The following is a 14,942-nucleotide window of genomic DNA, read 5'->3' as shown; positions in this document are numbered from 1 at the left end:
GCGGAGGTGGCCGGTGGTGCGGGGTGGCCGCGCTGCCGAAGGGCGGATGCACCGAAAAATGGCGCCGCCGAAGAATGAAGGTGCCGTGGCCGCGCGCCCGTCGGCGGGAGCGCGGCCCCCGGGGGCGCGGGGCGGGGCGTGCGAGTACCCCCGCCCCGGGGGGGGCGCGGGGGGGGGGGGCGGGCGGGGGCGGGGGGGGGGGGGGGGCCCCCCCCCCCCCCCGCCGGCCCGGTGCTCAGGACACCGGGCGGTTCGGGTGGCCGTTCCGGGTCACGCCGGCGGCGGGCAGAGGGTGGTCCGCAGCGCGTCGTTGATCTTCGCGGCGGTGTCCGGTCCGAAGCCCTGCGGGTGGTCGGGCGAGGTGAAGCGCTGGTTGGCCAGCTCGACCAGCTTCGACTTGTCCTTGGGGAACTGGAACAGCGCCTGGCACTGGTTGCGGGCCCGGTCCACGGCCTGGTCCGGCTTGCCGCCGACGATTGCCGGGTCGATCGCGTCCAGCGCGGCGACCAGTTTGCCGGTCAGGTCGGTGCCCGGCTTGCCGGGCAGGCCGGCGTCGCTGGGGGGCGTGGGCTTGGCCGGGGCAGGGGCTCCGGGGGAGCCTGCGTCAGGGGCGGGGGCCGAGGGGCTGTCGGGTGCGGGCGCCGAGGGGGCCGCGGGCGTCGAGGGGGCCGCGGGCGTCGAGGGGGAGGCGGCCGGGTCGGGCGCGGAGGCCGAGGGCGACTCGGGCGTCGGCGGCGTCGAGGCGGTGCCGGGGGTGGGGGCCGAGGCGGCGGCGGGGGTGGTGGGGGAGCCGGCCGCGGCGGTGGCCGGGTGGAGGCCCGGTCCGGAGCTGGAGCAGGCAGCGAGGCTCACCGCGGCGAATGCCGTGAGGGTGGCGGCGAGGAGACGAGTGCGCATGGCGTCACACTGTCATGTCCGCGGCGTTGACGGGAAGATCCTCCCGCGAGCGCGGACGGCCCGGGAGGGGGGACCTCCCGGGCCGCTGACCCGCCGCGTCCGCAGGGCGCGCAAGGCGCCCGCCGAGGCGTGGTCAGCCGAGGCCGTTGGCCTTCAGCCAGTCCTTGGCCACCGCCGACGGGTCGTCCTTGTCGATCGCGACGCGCTTCATCAGCGCCGTCAGCCCCGCCGTGTCGAGCTTGGCCGACACCGCGTTGAGGGCCGCCGTCGCGGTGGGGTTCACGCCTGCCTTGTTGACCAGCGGGGTGACGTTCTGCGCGCCGAAGAGGTTCTTCGGGTCGGTCAGCGGGACGAGCTTCAGCTGGGGGATCTTCGGGTCGGTGGTGAACACGTTGCCGACCTGGATGGTGCCGTCCTTGAGCGCGTTCGCGGTGGCGTCGCCGGTGGGCTTCCACTCCTTGAAGTTCAGCCCGTAGACGTCCTTGAGCTGCTGCTCGCGGCGGGACTTGAACTCCGGCGGACCGCCTATCGTGAACTCGCCCGCCTTGGCGGTCAGGTCGGCGATGCTCTTGAGGCCGTACTTGTCGGCGTTCTCCTGGGTGACGCTGAGCGAGTCCTTGTCCTCGGCGGGGGAGGAGTCGAGGATCCCCAGCGCGGCGGGCAGCGTCTTGGTCAGCGCCGCGTTCACCTCCTCGGTGGTGGCGGCGGTGGACTTGGTGTCCAGGTAGGCGAGCAGCGAGCCGTTGTACTCGGGCAGGACGCTCAGGCTGCCGCTCTGGAGCTGCCCGTAGAGCACCTCGCGGCTGCCGATGTTGAACTTCTCCTCGACCTTGACGCCCTTGGCCTTGAGGGCCTGCGAGTAGATCGAGCCGAGCAGCACGTTCTCCGGGAAGTTCGCCGAGCCGACGACCACCGTCGAGCCGGCGCCCGCGCCCGAGGCGGCGGGGGAGCCCGTCGCGGAGCCGCCGCCGAGCGGGTCGCCGCCGCCGGAGGAGCCGCAGGCGGTGGCGCCGAGGGCGAGCGCGGCGAGCGTGCCGAGGACGACGGCGCGCCTGCTTCCGTGGTTTGTCGACATGGTGACAGATGTCCTTCCGGAGAGGATGGGGAACGAGGTTCAGCGGGCCCGGCGCTGGGCGCGCATCCCGGGCGGGAGTGCGTACCGGGCGAGCAGGGCGAAGAACAGCTGGGCGCCGACCGCGAGCAGCACCACCAGCAGCGCGCCGCCGACGGTGACGGCGTACTTGCGGGTGGCCAGCCCGTCGATGACGTAGCGGCCGAGGCCGCCCAGTCCGACGTAAGCGGCCACGGTGGCGGTCGCGATCACCTGGACGGTCGCGGTGCGAAAGCCCGCCAGCAGGGTCGGCGCCCCGGACGGCAGGCAGACCTGCCACAGCACCTGCGGGTGGGTCAGCCCGATGCCGCGCGCCGCGTCCCGGACGTCCGGGTCGGTGCCGCGCACCCCCTCGACGGCGGCCACCAGCAGCGGCGGCGCGGCGAGCGCGACCAGCGGGATCAGCACGGCCGTGTCGCCGACCCCGGCGAGCAGCACCGCCAGCGTCACCAGGCCGAGCGTCGGCAGGGCGCGGGTGGCACCGGCGAAGGCGGTCACGAGCGTGACGCCGCGCCCGGTGTAGCCGATCAGCAGCCCGAGCGGCACGGCGAGCAGCGCCGCGAACAGCAGGGCCTCGCCGGAGAGCACCAGGTGCTCGGTGATCCGGTGCACGATCGAGTCCGGGCCGCTGCGGTGGTCGGGGGCGGAGAAGAAGTCGCCCAGCCAGTTCAGCCAGTTCACGAACCGGCTCCCTTCTCCCGGACGGCCCAGGGCGCGAGCAGCCGGCGGGCGCCCACCAGCAGCAGGTCGACGGCCAGCGCGAGGACGGCGATCAGCGCGATGCCGGCCACGATCGGGGTCGGGAAGGTGCGCTGGAAGCCGTCGATGAACAGGTAGCCGAGCCCGCCGCGCCCGATCAGCGCGCCGACGCTGGCCAGCGAGATGCTGGACACCGCCGCGACCCGCAGTCCGGCGATCAGGTACGGCACGGCGGCGGGCAGCTCGACGGAGGTCAGCCGGTGCCACGGCCCGTACCCCATCGCGGTGGCGGCCTGCCGGACCGGGTCCGGGACGGCGCGCAGGCCGTCCACGGTGGTCGGCAGCAGCACGGCGAGCGCGTAGAAGGTGAGCGGGATCATCACCGTGGCCTGGGTGGCGAGGCCGGTGTAGGGGATGAGCACCACGAACACGGCCAGCGAGGGCAGCGCGTAGACGACGTTGAAGACGGCGGACAGCGGTTGGTACAGCCGGGGGAAGCGGGTGCAGGCCAGGCCCAGCGGGACGGCCAGCAGCAGGCCGATGAGCACCGGGAGCAGGGCGATCACGGCGTGGTCGGCGAGCAGGCCGCCGAGGTAGCCGAGGTGGTCGCCGATCCAGTACCAGCGGACGATCGGTTCACCGTCCACCGGCCGCCCCGTCCGTGAGGTCACCGGCCGCCGCGCCGGCTGCCGCACCGCCCGCCGCGTCCACGGCGCCACCGGCCGCCGCGCCGGCCGCCGCGTCCGCCACCGGGATGGCCACGGGAGTGGCCACGGGGGTGGACAGCGCGGCGAGGACGGCCTCGCGGCTCGCGGTGCCGGTGGCCCGCCCGTCGGCGTCCAGGGCCACGGCGGCCCCGGCGGGGGAGAGGACGGCGGCGTCCAGCGCGGTGCGCAGGGTGTCGGTGTCCGGCCGGTAGCCGGAGACCGGGTGCAGCTCGGCGGTGGCGGCGTCGCGGTCGATCCAGCCGATCGGGCGGCGCTCGTCGTCCAGCGCCAGCTCCCAGCCGCCGTAGCGCAGCCCGTCGGCCACCGGGCGGACGGCGACGGTGGTCGCGGGGCGCAGGGCGAGGCCGCGCAGGCCCCGGTCGCGGCCGAGGAAGGCGGCCACGCCGTCGTCCGCGGGGGTGGTGAGCAGGGTGTGCGGGTCGGCGAGCTGGGCGATCCGGCCGTGTTCGCGCAGGACCACCACCTGGTCGCCGAGCCGGACGGCCTCCTCGATGTCGTGGGTGACGAACAGCACCGTCTTGTGCAGCTCGGACTGGAGCCGCAGCAGTTCCTCCTGGAGCCCGGCGCGCACCACCGGGTCGACGGCGCTGAACGGCTCGTCCATCAGCAGCACCGGCGGGTCGGCCGCGAGGGCGCGGGCCACGCCCACCCGCTGCTGCTGGCCGCCGGACAGCTGGAACGGGTACCGCTTGCCGGTCTCGGGCGCGAGCCCGACCAGTTCCAGCAGTTCGGCGGCCCGGGCGCGGGCCTTCTTGCGGTCCCAGCCGAGCAGGTAGGGCACGGTGGCGACGTTGTCGATCACCTTGCGGTGCGGGAAGAGGCCGGCCTGCTGGATCACGTAGCCGATGCCACGGCGCAGCTTGGCGGGCTCCAGTTCGGCGACGTCCGTGTCGTCCAGCAGCACCCGGCCCGAGGTCGGCTCGACCATCCGGTTGACCATGCGCAGCAGGGTGGTCTTGCCACACCCGGACGGTCCGACCAGGACGGTTATCCGACCGGTCGGGACGTCCAGGTCCAGGCCCTCGACGGCGATGGTGCCGTCGGGGTGGCGCTTGCCGGCGCCCTCGAATCTGATCACGGGGAGTTTCCTCGTCAGGGCGCCCCGGGGAGGCGGCGCCTGTTTCGGTCGTACGGTTGATGGCGGTTTGTCGACAAGCGGCGACGGCGTGGGCCGTACCGGCCGCTGCCGTGACGGCGTCTGTCGGATCGACCGCCCGGGCGTTCTTCCGCCCGCGTGGCTGCCCAGCTTCGGACCGGCGGAAACTCTGATCAGACTATGACCTGCATCATCTCCTGTCTCTCACTTACCACCCGGCACGGGGCCCAGAGCCCGCCGCCGGACGGCCTGGGCCGACCGGGCGCCCGACGTTTCGGCAGGTCAGAGGGTCGGGGCGCGGACACCCTGACGGCGGGTCGAGGGCTCGCGCCCCGGACGATCAGCCCGTCAGCCGCCGAGCGCCCCAGCCCTCCAGGCTCTCAGCCGCCCCGGCGCGTCGGCAGCCCGGAGGCCGCCCAGCCGACGAAGCCGCCGTCCAGATCGGTCGCCCGGTGCAGCCCCAGCTCGCGCAGCGAGGCCGCCGCCAGGCTGGAGGCGTACCCCTCCGAGCAGACCACGATCACCTCGACGTCGTAACCCGACGCCTCGGGGATCCGGTGACTGCCCGTCGGGTCCAGCCGCCACTCCAGGACGTTGCGCTCGATGATCAGCGAGCCGGGGATCTCCCCCTCCGTCGCCCGCTGCGCCGCCGGACGGATGTCCACCAGCAGCGCGCCGTCCAGCTGAGACTGGTACGCCTCCCGGGCGCGCGGACGGTGGACGCCCTCGCGGGCCCGCTCCACCAGGTCGTCGATCGTGGTCACCATTGCTCCGGTCCTTCCTCCGAGGTGCGGACGAGCCCGCCGGCCCGCAGGTCGTAGTGCGCCATCGAGCCCAGCGGGGGCGAGTAGGCGTGCAGGGTCACGGCCGGGCCGGACGCGGTGTTGCGCACGTCGTGCACGTACTCGGGGCCGAAGGCGCGGGCGGTGCCGGCCGGGACCCGGCGGATCAGCAGGCCCTGCTCCGGCCCGCCGAGGGACAGCTCCTCCAGCTCGCCGAGGGCGACGGCGAACGCGCCGCGCGAGCCGCCGTGGTCGTGGAAGCCGGTGGACTGGCCGGGCAGCCAGCTGATCAGCCACACCTCGTGGTCGTCGTCGGCCACCAGCCGCTGGTACCAGCGCTCCTCGGTGGAGAGCCGGACGAGGTGGATCCACTGGTCGGGCTGTTCGGCCAGTTCTCGGACGACGGCGCGCAGGGCGCTCGGGGTGAGCGGCGCGCGGGCCTCCGCGGTGGCGGTGGCGGTGGCCCTGGCTGTTCTGGCCAGTGCCGATGCCAGTGTTGGTGCCGCTGCCGCTGCCGGGGTCGGGGCTTGGGCGGCAGCGGGTTCGTCGGGGGCGAGGTTCAGGCTCATGGGGGCGTCCTCGGGTGCAGCGGGAACGTCGGCGGGGTGCGCCCTGGTCCGGCGGCGGGCGAGGGCACGGGCCGACGGAGCGGCACGGCACGCGCGGGTGCGCCGGGCGGGGCGGGAATCAGAACGCTGGGTGCGGGTGCGCGGCGCGGGCCCTGGCAGACGTCACAGGGCGGGGGCGGCGGGGAGAGTCAGGGTCAACAGGCACAGATGGAACTCGCCTGGCGTCGCAGATCGACGTGCAGGCGGCAGACCAGAGTGGTGCCGGTGTCCATGCGCCGGATCCTTCCCGAGCCAACCGGACGAAGTCAAGCCGGATGGGGCCGGCCGCCGCCGGCTGCGCCGCGCTACCCCACCCTGGCCGACCGGCCGTCGAGCCGTTCTGGACCGGAACCGCCGAACGGCACTCGCATGCGTAAGGACCCCACTTGCGGGGTAAATGATCGTTTCATCCCATCCAGGACCTTCCGCGTGTCCGCGTCACGAGATCGCCCCAGATGCGTTACCGCCAACGTATTGTCAGGCCACCGAGGCCCGGCCTACGGTCTACAGACCGCTTTCTACGCACGTAGACCCCTGCGGATCCCCGGCGGTCCGCAGACGAGACCCGCCCGCCCCGTCAACCCTCAGACCGCAGGCCCGACCCCATGGCCGGGCAGCGGAGTTGCGGAGGTATCCATGTCGCAGATCGTCCGTGCCGCGCTCGTCCAGACCCGCTGGACCGGCGACCAGGAGAGCATGATCGCCCTTCACGAGCGGTACGCCCGCGAGGCCGCCGCCCAGGGCGCGAAGATCATCGGCTTCCAGGAGGTCTTCAACGCCCCGTACTTCTGTCAGGTCCAGGAAGCCGAGCACTACCGCTGGGCCGAAGCCGTCCCCGACGGCCCCACCGTCCGCCGGATGCAGGATCTCGCCCGTGAACTCGGCCTGGTGATCGTCGTCCCGGTCTACGAGGAGGAACAGGTCGGGGTCTACTACAACACCGCCGCCGTCATCGACGCCGACGGCAGCTACCTCGGCAAGTACCGCAAGCACCACATCCCGCAGGTCAAGGGCTTCTGGGAGAAGTACTACTTCAAGCCCGGCAACCTCGGCTGGCCCGTCTTCGACACCGCCGTCGGCAAGGTCGGCGTCTACATCTGCTACGACCGCCACTTCCCCGAGGGCTGGCGCGCCCTGGGCCTGGCCGGAGCGCAGATCGTCTACAACCCCTCCGCCACCAGCCGAGGCCTCTCCGCCTACCTCTGGCAGCTGGAACAGCCCGCCGCCGCCGTCGCCAACGAGTACTTCGTCGCCGCCATCAACCGCGTCGGCACCGAGGAGTGCGGCGACAACGACTTCTACGGCACCTCCTACTTCGTCGACCCGCGCGGCCAGTTCGTCGGCGACGTCGCCTCCGACAAGGAGGAGGAGCTCGTCGTCCGCGACCTCGACCTCGGCCTGATCGAACAGGTCCGCCAGCAGTGGGCGTTCTACCGCGACCGCCGCCCCGACGCCTACGGACCGCTCGCCGAGGCCTGAGGAGCAGCGCGATGACCACCCGCGACCCGCACCAGCGCACCATCGTCCGCGGCGGCCTCGTCATCACCGCCGCCGACGAACTCCACGCCGACGTCCTCATCGAGGGCGAACGCATCGCCGCCCTCGCCGCCACCGGCAGCTCCGCCGCCGAGGCCTGGAGCGCCGACACCGTCATCGACGCCACCGGCCACTACGTCATCCCGGGCGGCGTCGACGCCCACACCCACATGGAACTGCCCTTCGGCGGCACCTCGGCCTCCGACACCTTCGAGACCGGCACCCGGGCCGCCGCCTGGGGCGGCACCACCACCATCGTCGACTTCGCCGTGCAGTCCGTCGGCGGCTCGCTGCGCGAGGGCCTGGACACCTGGCACGCCAAGGCCGACGGCAACTGCGCCGTCGACTACGCCTTCCACACCATCGTCTCCGACGTCAACGAGAGCGTCCTCAAGGAGATGGACGCCCTCGTCGACTCCGGCGAGTCCACCTCCTTCAAGCTCTTCATGGCCTACCCCGGCGTCTTCTACAGCGACGACGGCCGCATCCTGCGCGCCATGCAGCGCGGCGCGGTCAACGGCGGGCTGACCATGATGCACGCCGAGAACGGCATCGCCATCGACGTCCTGGTCGAACAGGCCCTCGCCGCCGGGCACACCGCACCCCGCTACCACGGCGAGGTCCGCCGCGAACTCCTGGAGGCCGAGGCCACCCACCGGGCCATCAAGCTCGCCCAGGTCGCCGGCAGCCCGCTCTACGTCGTCCACGTCTCCGCGGCGGCCGCCCTCGCCGAGCTCGTCCAGGCCCGCGACGCCGGGCTCAACGTCTTCGGCGAGACCTGCCCGCAGTACCTGTTCCTCTCCACCGACAACCTCGCCGAGACCGGTGCCGACGGCTTCGAGGGCGCCAAGTACGTGTGCAGCACGCCGCTTCGGCCGCGCGAGCACCAGGAGGCGCTCTGGCGCGGACTGCGCGCCAACGACCTCCAGGTGGTCTCCACCGACCACTGCCCGTTCTGCTTCACCGGGCAGAAGGAACTCGGCCGCGGCGACTTCTCGAAGATCCCCAACGGCCTGCCCGGCGTGGAGAACCGGATGGACCTGCTCCACCAGGCCGTCGTGGACGGGCACATCACCCGTCGGCGCTGGATCGAGATCGCCTGCACCACGCCCGCCCGGATGTTCGGGCTGCACCCGCGCAAGGGCACCATCGCGCCCGGCGCCGACGCCGACCTCGTCGTCTACGACCCCACCGCCGTGCAGACCGTCTCCGCCGCCACGCACCACATGAACGTCGACTACTCGGCGTACGAGGGCCGCCAACTCACCGGCCGCGCCCGCACCGTGCTCTCGCGCGGCACCGTCGTGCTGGACGGCGAAACCTGGCTCGGCCGGGCCGGCCACGGCACGTTCCTGCGCCGCGACACCTGTCAGTACCTGACCTGACCACTCTCCCGCACCGCCGCCCGGGCCCGTGCGCACGATGGCCCGGGCGGCGGAACCACCCTCCCCGGAGCCACCCATGGACATCGGCCTCGTCCTGCAGACCGACCCGCCCGCCCGCCTGCTCATCGACCGGATGATCCGCGCTGAACAGGCCGGGTTCAGCCACGGCTGGACCTTCGACTCCTGCGTCCTGTGGCAGGAACCGTTCGTCATCTACAGCCGGATCATCGCCGAGACACGGCAGTTGACCGTCGGACCGATGGTCACCAACCCCTCCACCCGCACCTGGGAGGTCACCGCCTCCCTGTTCGCCACGCTCAACGACATGTACGGCAACCGCACCGTCTGCGGCATCGGCCGTGGCGACTCCGCCATGCGGGTCGCCGGACGCCGCCCCGCCACCCTCGCCCGGCTCTCCCAGGCCATGCACGCCATCAAGGAACTGGCCGAGGGGCGGACGGTCGAGGTGGACGGCACCGAGATGCACCTGCCGTGGGTCGGCCCCGGCGCCGAACTCCCCATCTGGATGGGCGCGTACGGGCCGAAGGCACTCGCCCTGACCGGTCGTCAGGCCGACGGATTCATCCTCCAGTTGGCCGACCCGTACCTCGCCGAGTACATGATCAAGGCGGTGCGGTCCGCCGCGGCCGAGGCCGGCCGGGACCCGGACGCCGTCACCATCTGCGTCGCCGCCCCCGCCTACGTGACCGCCGACGACTCGCCCGCCGCGCTCGCCCACGCCCGGGAGCAGTGCCGCTGGTTCGGCGGGATGGTCGGCAACCACGTGGCCGACCTGGTCAGCCACTACGGCGCGCACTCCGACCTCGTCCCGGAGGCCCTCACCGACTACATCAAGGGCCGCCAGGGCTACGACTACAGCCACCACGGCCGGGCCGGGAACCCCGACACCGCCTTCGTGCCGGACGAGATCGTCGACCGCTTCTGCCTCATCGGCCCGCCGCAGGCCCAACTCGCCCGCCTGGAGCACCTCCGCTCCCTCGGCGTCGACCAGTTCGCCGTCTACGCCATGCACGACGCCGTCGAGGCCACCATCGACGCCTACGGGACCGACATCATCCCGTACCTGTCCCGCCCACCTCAGGCGTAACGCCATTCGCGCAGAGGGGAGTTGCCCATGGCTGGGTTGAACTCTACCCGGCCGCAGGAGAGTTGCCGTCCAACGGCTACACCGACGACGACCTGTGGCCGGTCCCGGTGGCACGGCGCACCTGGACCACCTGCAACTTCCTGGCGCTCCGGGTCGGCCTCGGTGCTGTACCTCGCGCTGGGCGCGGCCTCGGGCGCCCGGCGGGCGGGTGCGACGGGCGGATGGGGGTGGGCGGCTGACAAGTGACAGCGAACGGATAACAGCAAACGGATGACAGCGAACAGATAACAGATTTCGAAATCTGTTATCTGTTATCTGTTCGCCGTCACTTGTTCACTGCCGTTTGCCCGCTGTCATCCGCCGGCCGCTGCCCGGTCGACGGCCGCCAGCACCTTCGCCGCGCCGTCCTCGGCCGCGAGCGTGGCGGCCGCCGCCCGGGCCTGGTCGCGGTAGCGGGGGTCGTCGAGAGTCTGGCGGATGGCGGCGGCGAGGCGTGCGGCGGTGAGGGCGCGCAGTGGTACCGGCCCGGGGGAGACGCCGAGGCGGGTGAGCCGGTCAGACCAGAACGGGGCGTCGAGCTGCGCCGGTACCGGGACGGCTGGCGTGCCGCAGCGCAGGGTGGCGGCGGTCGTGCCGGCTCCGGCGTGGTGGATCACGGCGGCCATGCGGGGGAACAGCCAGTCGTGCGGGGCGTCGCCGATGGTCAGGACGTCCTCCGCCTCGCCGGCGGCGAGGTCGCTCCAGCCCGACTGCAAGACGGCCCGGACCCGGGCGGCGCGGACCGCGGCGACCACTGTCGCGGTGAGCCTTCCGGGGTCGGGGGCGACCAGGCTGCCGAAGCCGACGAAGACCGGCGGCGGTCCGGCGGCGAGGAAGTCGAGCAGTCGGGCCGGGGGCCGCCAGCCCGGATCCCGTACCGGCCACCAGTAACCGGCCACGTCCAGCCCCGGGCGCCAGTCGGCGGGTCGCGGGACGACGGCAGGCGAAAACCCGTGCAGGACGGGGCACTTGCGCCTGGCACGACTGGCGTCGAGTGGCGGCAGGCCGAGGCGGCGCCGCAGCCTGCGTGCGGCGGGGGCGAAGAGCTGGTCGGTCGCGACCTGGACGGCATGCCCCGCGAGCAGGTTGCCCGGGCGGCCGAGTGAGCGGGCGCCGGTGACGGCGGGCGCGAACTTCCGCGTGGGGGAGAGCGGTTGGAGGTGCAGGCCGATGCTGGGAATGCCTGCGGCCTCGGCTGCGACCTGGCCGAGCGGGCTGGTGGTGCTGGTGGTGAGCAGCAGGTCGGTGCCGAGTGCCGTGGCGTCGGCGATGCCGTCGGCGAGCTCCGGCATGAACTTCCGCCCCAGCTGCAGCAGTTGTAGGACGGCTAGCGGTCCGGTGCCGGCCTGGAGCAGGCGCCGCCCCTCGGCGGAGGCGAGTTCGGCGCGCGGGTCGACCGGCAGCGGGCGGAACTCCAGCCCTGCGGTCCGCACCGAGGCGGCGAAAGTGGTGTGGGTTGCGACGGCCACCTGATGGCCGGCCGCCTGGAGGCGGACGCCGAGCCCGGTGAACGGGGCCACGTCGCCCCGGGATCCGGCGGTGGCGATCAGGATGCGCATGGCCGCAGTATCCCGGCTCGGGCGCCCCGCCGGGAGGGTGCCTCGCCCGGAGCGGCCCGGCCCGGGGTGGCCGGTTCGGGGTGGCCGGTTCGGGCCGGTGCTCCCGCGGCGCCGGAACCGGGCGGTGGTGGGCGGCGTCCTTCCTGGCAGAGCGGCGGAACGGGGCCGTCGCGCCGTGGACGGGAGGGACAGATGAGCATCGTCGCGTGGATCGTGCTTGGCCTGCTGGCGGGGGCACTGGCCAAGCTGTTGCTGCCGGGAAAGGACCCGGGCGGCATGATCGTGACAACCCTGATCGGTATCGCCGGCTCCTTCGTCGGCGGTTGGATCGCCTCGCACTTCCTGCACAGGTCGGTGACGGCGCACTTCTTCGACATGGCGACCTGGGTGTCGGCGATCGGCGGCGCCCTGGTGCTGCTGATCATCTACCGGCTGGTGTTCGGCAGTTCCCGACGCTAGCCCGGGCGCCGGGAACCGGCCCCGCGCCGACGCGGACACGGTGTCGCGCAGCCGAGCCGGCCAGGCCCACGGGGCGGCCGGCTCGGCTCAGCGCGTCGGTGCCGACGCCTCCGTGACCCGCTCCGGCAGGTCCTCGCGGGCGGCCAGCCAAGCGGTCGGCACCTCGGCGAGGCCGGTGCGGGCGGCGACCACACCGGCGGCGATCGCGCAGGTGGTGTCCATGTCGCCCCAGCCCTCCAGGGCGTGCCAGATCACCTCGGGCAGTGAGTCCAGGTGCCCGGCGGCGGACCAGAGGGCGAACGGGACGGTGTCCGGGGCGGAGATCATGAACCCGGAGCCGAGCACGTTGGCGGCCTGTCGGACGCTCGTGTGTCCGGGCAGCCGGGCGGCGATCCGCAGACCGGAGCGCACCTCGCTGTCGGGCAGGCGACCGGCCACCTCGGTCAGCAACTCGGCACGGCCGGGCGGGGTTTGGCCCCGGCTGCGGACGGCGAGTGCCGTGGCGAGGGCGACCGCCACCGCGCCCGCGACCGCCTCCGGGTGGAAGTGCGTGGCGAGCGCCTGGAGCTCGGCCTGCCGGGCGACGGAGTCCAGGTCGTCCGCGAACCAGGCGCCCAGTGGGGCGACCCGCATCGCGGCGCCGTTCCCGTACGAGCCCTGACCCTCGAACTGGCGCGAGGTGATGGCGCGCCAGTCCCCGCCGGCGCCGATCTCACGTAGCACCCGGTGCATCGACGGGCCGTACTTGCGCCCGTACTCACGGGCGTACTCCTCGGCGAACTCGCCGGCCAGCGCATCCTGCCGGACCTCGCCCCAGGAGGCCAGGTGGCGGACGAGGACCAGCGCCATCGCGGTGTCGTCGGTCCAGTGCCAGGGCGCCGGGCGGAGCCGGCGGGCGGCCAGCGCGGCGGGCGCCTCGTCGAGCGGGGCCGAGAACCAGCGGTCGCCGAAGGCGTCGCCGAGGGCGAGCCCTTGCAGACTGTCCAGGGCCGGACGGGTCGGGCGGGGCGGAGGGGTCGGATGGGCCGGACGCATGTCGTCCTCCAGGTGAGATCAACCGTGCGCGGCAGTCTGCCGGACGGCCGGGCCCGCCGGCGACCGGGTTTCGCTCCGGTGTCGGCGGGCCCGGCCGTCGGTGCCCGGGTCAGGGGCGCCCGGGCGTCGGAGGTCCGTCACTTGGCGAGCAGGCCGCCGAGGATGAGCTTCCAGAGGGCCTCGAAACGGTCCTCGATGGTCGGCTCGGACCACGAGGACGCGTACGCCGGGTCGTGGAAGGGGCTGGTGGCGTCGAAGACGGCGCGGGCCGTGGAGAGGATGTGGGCGAGCTTGAACTCCTTCCTCTCCATGCCGTCCTGGACGATCTGGGCGATCTGGGTGACCAGGGTGTCGATGTGCGTCTCGACGATGCCGCTGTTCTCCTTGACCAGCACCATGTAGGTGGCGAACAGCTCCGGGTCGTCCAGCGCCTTCTTCCGCTTGGCCGCGAACAGCGTCACCAGCCAGCGGTGCAGCTGCTCGACGGCCGAGCCGGGCTCGGTCGAGATGAAGGCGAGCTGGTGGTGCGCCTGGTCGAGCCAGCGCTGGGTGACCGCCTCGCGCAGCGCGGCCTTGCTCGGGAAGTGGCGGTAGACGCTGCTGTGGCTGACGCCGAGGATCCGGGCGACGTCCACGACGGTGGCCTTGGCCGGGCCGAACCGCCGGAGGACGTCCTCCGCCGCGATCAGGATCTGCTCGGCGGTGAGTGTGGTGTCCGTGGTCACGGGGAGGTCCGTCCTTAGGGTCGTGCGGTCGAGGGTGCTGCTGCCGTCCCCGGCCGTCGGGCCGGTTCCGGTTGGTCAGTGTTCGCTGTCCAGGTGTGCCATCTGGGCGGCAGCGTAGCGGTCGCCCGCTGCGGAGCCGGCGGGGACGGCCGCCTCGATGGCCGCGAGGTCGGCCGCGGTGAGGGTGACGTCCAGCGCGCCCAGTGCCTCGGTGAGGCGGTCGCGGCGGCGGGCGCCGACCAGCGGAACGACGTCCTCCCCGCGCGAGGCGACCCAGGCGATGGCGACCTGGGCGACGCTCGCCCCCTTCGCGGCGGCCACCGCGCGCAGCGCCTCGACGAGCGCGAGGTTGTGGGCCAGGTTGTCGCCCTGGAAACGCGGGCTGTGGCCACGGAAGTCGGTGCCGGCCAGGGCGCGGCCCTGGTCCCAGTGGCCGCTGAGCAGGCCGCGCGAGAGCACGCCGTAGGCGGTGACGCCGATGCCGAGCTCGCGGGCGGTGGGGAGGATGGCGTCCTCGATCGAGCGGGAGATCAGCGAGTACTCGATCTGCAGGTCGCTGATCGGGTGGACGGCGGCGGCGCGGCGCAGGGTGTCGGCGCCGACCTCCGACAGGCCGATGTGGCGGACGTAGCCGGCCTTCACCAGGTCCGCGATGGCGCCGACGGTCTCCTCGATCGGGACGTTCGGGTCCAGGCGGGCGGGGCGGTAGACGTCGATGTGGTCGGTGCGCAGGCGGCGCAGCGTGTAGGCGAGGGCGGTCTTGGTGGCGGCGGGGCTCGCGTTGTAACCGAGCCACTGGCCGTCCGGGCCGCGCTGGGCGCCGAACTTCACGCTGATCTGCACGCTCTCGCGGGCGCGGCCGCGCAGGGCCTCGTGGATCAGCAGCTCGTTGTGGCCCATGCCGTAGAAGTCGCCGGTGTCGAGCAGGGTGACCCCGGCGTCGATCGCGGCGTGGATGGTGGCGATGCTCTCGGCCTCGTCGGCCGGGCCGTACAGGTCGGACATGCCCATGCAGCCGAGGCCGAGGGTGGAGGTGACCGGTCCGGAGGTGCCGAGGGTGCGCTGTGTGGGGCGGGAGGTCGTGGCCACGGGGACTCCAGGGGTGGGTGCGGCGATAGGCGGGGTGACCCGGAGTTCACTATGGCACGACAGCGAACAGATTTCAAAATCTGTTC

At 73.3% G+C, this 14,942-nt stretch carries 16 protein-coding genes; 4 read left to right on the top strand and 12 right to left on the bottom strand.

All coding sequences use genetic code 11. From position 1 onward, the window contains the following. Positions 1 to 270: 270 nt before the first annotated feature. From ACFV6D_RS23755 to ACFV6D_RS23720, 8 genes are all read right to left on the bottom strand, one after another. Positions 271 to 897, bottom strand: coding sequence for a hypothetical protein (locus ACFV6D_RS23755; RefSeq protein ID WP_380561049.1), 627 nt, complete (start codon positions 895 to 897; stop codon positions 271 to 273). 133 nt (positions 898 to 1,030) lie between these two features. Next, the gene (locus ACFV6D_RS23750; RefSeq protein WP_380561048.1) at positions 1,031 to 1,972 is read right to left on the bottom strand and encodes an ABC transporter substrate-binding protein; all 942 of its coding nucleotides are present in this window, start codon (positions 1,970 to 1,972) and stop codon (positions 1,031 to 1,033) included. A gap of 39 nt (positions 1,973 to 2,011) precedes the next feature. Continuing rightward, positions 2,012 to 2,689, bottom strand: coding sequence for an ABC transporter permease (locus ACFV6D_RS23745; protein WP_063349905.1), 678 nt, complete (start codon positions 2,687 to 2,689; stop codon positions 2,012 to 2,014). Continuing rightward, positions 2,686 to 3,354: an ABC transporter permease gene (locus tag ACFV6D_RS23740; RefSeq protein ID WP_063351516.1), complete on the bottom strand. Its 669-nt coding sequence runs from the start codon at positions 3,352 to 3,354 to the stop codon at positions 2,686 to 2,688. The genes ACFV6D_RS23745 and ACFV6D_RS23740 overlap by 4 nt, the downstream gene beginning before the upstream one ends. Continuing rightward, positions 3,344 to 4,513 carry an ABC transporter ATP-binding protein gene (locus tag ACFV6D_RS23735; protein ID WP_380561047.1) on the bottom strand — a complete coding sequence of 390 codons (1,170 nt, stop codon included), beginning with the start codon at positions 4,511 to 4,513 and terminating at the stop codon, positions 3,344 to 3,346. The genes ACFV6D_RS23740 and ACFV6D_RS23735 overlap by 11 nt, the downstream gene beginning before the upstream one ends. A 398-nt stretch (positions 4,514 to 4,911) precedes the next feature. Beyond that, on the bottom strand, positions 4,912 to 5,298 hold the full coding sequence (locus tag ACFV6D_RS23730; protein WP_380561046.1) for a rhodanese-like domain-containing protein: 387 nt from the start codon (positions 5,296 to 5,298) through the stop codon (positions 4,912 to 4,914). After that, complete coding sequence (locus tag ACFV6D_RS23725; RefSeq protein ID WP_380561045.1) at positions 5,292 to 5,882, bottom strand: cysteine dioxygenase; 591 nt, start codon at positions 5,880 to 5,882, stop codon at positions 5,292 to 5,294. Before ACFV6D_RS23725 ends, ACFV6D_RS23730 begins: the two co-directional genes overlap by 7 nt. Positions 5,883 to 6,076: 194 nt before the next feature. Next, complete coding sequence (locus ACFV6D_RS23720; RefSeq protein ID WP_106981192.1) at positions 6,077 to 6,154, bottom strand: putative leader peptide; 78 nt, start codon at positions 6,152 to 6,154, stop codon at positions 6,077 to 6,079. A gap of 403 nt (positions 6,155 to 6,557) precedes the next feature. On the opposite strand from ACFV6D_RS23720, the gene ACFV6D_RS23715 reads away from it, so the two are divergent. The 3 genes from ACFV6D_RS23715 (at position 6,558) to ACFV6D_RS23705 (ending at position 9,950) form a co-directional block, all read left to right on the top strand. Beyond that, on the top strand, positions 6,558 to 7,400 hold the full coding sequence (locus ACFV6D_RS23715; protein WP_380561044.1) for a nitrilase-related carbon-nitrogen hydrolase: 843 nt from the start codon (positions 6,558 to 6,560) through the stop codon (positions 7,398 to 7,400). An 11-nt stretch (positions 7,401 to 7,411) separates the two neighbouring features. Then, complete coding sequence (gene hydA, locus ACFV6D_RS23710; RefSeq protein ID WP_380561043.1) at positions 7,412 to 8,842, top strand: dihydropyrimidinase; 1,431 nt, start codon at positions 7,412 to 7,414, stop codon at positions 8,840 to 8,842. Positions 8,843 to 8,918: 76 nt separating this feature from the next. After that, complete coding sequence (locus tag ACFV6D_RS23705) at positions 8,919 to 9,950, top strand: TIGR03842 family LLM class F420-dependent oxidoreductase (RefSeq protein WP_380561042.1); 1,032 nt, start codon at positions 8,919 to 8,921, stop codon at positions 9,948 to 9,950. A gap of 353 nt (positions 9,951 to 10,303) precedes the next feature. On the opposite strand, the gene ACFV6D_RS23700 is transcribed toward ACFV6D_RS23705, so the two are convergent. Further along, positions 10,304 to 11,548, bottom strand: a complete 1,245-nt coding sequence (locus ACFV6D_RS23700) for a glycosyltransferase (RefSeq protein WP_380561041.1) — start codon at positions 11,546 to 11,548, stop codon at positions 10,304 to 10,306. 192 nt (positions 11,549 to 11,740) lie between these two features. Here ACFV6D_RS23700 and ACFV6D_RS23695 point away from each other — a divergent pair, with 192 nt between their 5' ends. Continuing rightward, a complete protein-coding gene (locus tag ACFV6D_RS23695; protein WP_063349911.1) occupies positions 11,741 to 12,007 on the top strand; it encodes a GlsB/YeaQ/YmgE family stress response membrane protein in 267 nt (88 codons plus the stop codon). Positions 12,008 to 12,094: 87 nt separating this feature from the next. Here the strand turns inward: ACFV6D_RS23695 and ACFV6D_RS23690 are convergent, their stop codons facing one another. The 3 genes from ACFV6D_RS23690 to ACFV6D_RS23680 form a co-directional block, all read right to left on the bottom strand. Beyond that, positions 12,095 to 13,042, bottom strand: coding sequence for an ADP-ribosylglycohydrolase family protein (locus ACFV6D_RS23690; protein WP_380561040.1), 948 nt, complete (start codon positions 13,040 to 13,042; stop codon positions 12,095 to 12,097). A gap of 137 nt (positions 13,043 to 13,179) precedes the next feature. Then, positions 13,180 to 13,767 carry a TetR family transcriptional regulator gene (locus ACFV6D_RS23685; protein ID WP_380561039.1) on the bottom strand — a complete coding sequence of 196 codons (588 nt, stop codon included), beginning with the start codon at positions 13,765 to 13,767 and terminating at the stop codon, positions 13,180 to 13,182. A 75-nt stretch (positions 13,768 to 13,842) separates the two neighbouring features. Beyond that, the gene (locus ACFV6D_RS23680; RefSeq protein WP_380561038.1) at positions 13,843 to 14,856 is read right to left on the bottom strand and encodes an aldo/keto reductase; all 1,014 of its coding nucleotides are present in this window, start codon (positions 14,854 to 14,856) and stop codon (positions 13,843 to 13,845) included. Between the last annotated feature and the right edge of the window lie 86 nt (positions 14,857 to 14,942).

Source organism: Kitasatospora sp. NPDC059812 (assembly GCF_042732075.1).
Taxonomy (GTDB): Bacteria; Actinomycetota; Actinomycetes; order Streptomycetales; family Streptomycetaceae; genus Kitasatospora.
Note: the sequence above shows the minus strand (reverse complement) of the source record. Positions and strands in the feature narration are given on the sequence as shown.

Coding starts and splice junctions, on each gene's coding strand:
- ACFV6D_RS23755 (WP_380561049.1), bottom strand. CDS start 897: ATGCGCACTCGTCTCCTCGCCGCCACCCTCACGGCATTCGCCGCGGTG.
- ACFV6D_RS23705 (WP_380561042.1), top strand. CDS start 8,919: ATGGACATCGGCCTCGTCCTGCAGACCGACCCGCCCGCCCGCCTGCTC.
- ACFV6D_RS23750 (WP_380561048.1), bottom strand. CDS start 1,972: ATGTCGACAAACCACGGAAGCAGGCGCGCCGTCGTCCTCGGCACGCTC.
- ACFV6D_RS23695 (WP_063349911.1), top strand. CDS start 11,741: ATGAGCATCGTCGCGTGGATCGTGCTTGGCCTGCTGGCGGGGGCACTG.
- ACFV6D_RS23700 (WP_380561041.1), bottom strand. CDS start 11,548: ATGCGCATCCTGATCGCCACCGCCGGATCCCGGGGCGACGTGGCCCCG.
- ACFV6D_RS23725 (WP_380561045.1), bottom strand. CDS start 5,882: ATGAGCCTGAACCTCGCCCCCGACGAACCCGCTGCCGCCCAAGCCCCG.
- ACFV6D_RS23730 (WP_380561046.1), bottom strand. CDS start 5,298: ATGGTGACCACGATCGACGACCTGGTGGAGCGGGCCCGCGAGGGCGTC.
- ACFV6D_RS23715 (WP_380561044.1), top strand. CDS start 6,558: ATGTCGCAGATCGTCCGTGCCGCGCTCGTCCAGACCCGCTGGACCGGC.
- ACFV6D_RS23690 (WP_380561040.1), bottom strand. CDS start 13,042: ATGCGTCCGGCCCATCCGACCCCTCCGCCCCGCCCGACCCGTCCGGCC.
- hydA (WP_380561043.1), top strand. CDS start 7,412: ATGACCACCCGCGACCCGCACCAGCGCACCATCGTCCGCGGCGGCCTC.
- ACFV6D_RS23720 (WP_106981192.1), bottom strand. CDS start 6,154: ATGGACACCGGCACCACTCTGGTCTGCCGCCTGCACGTCGATCTGCGA.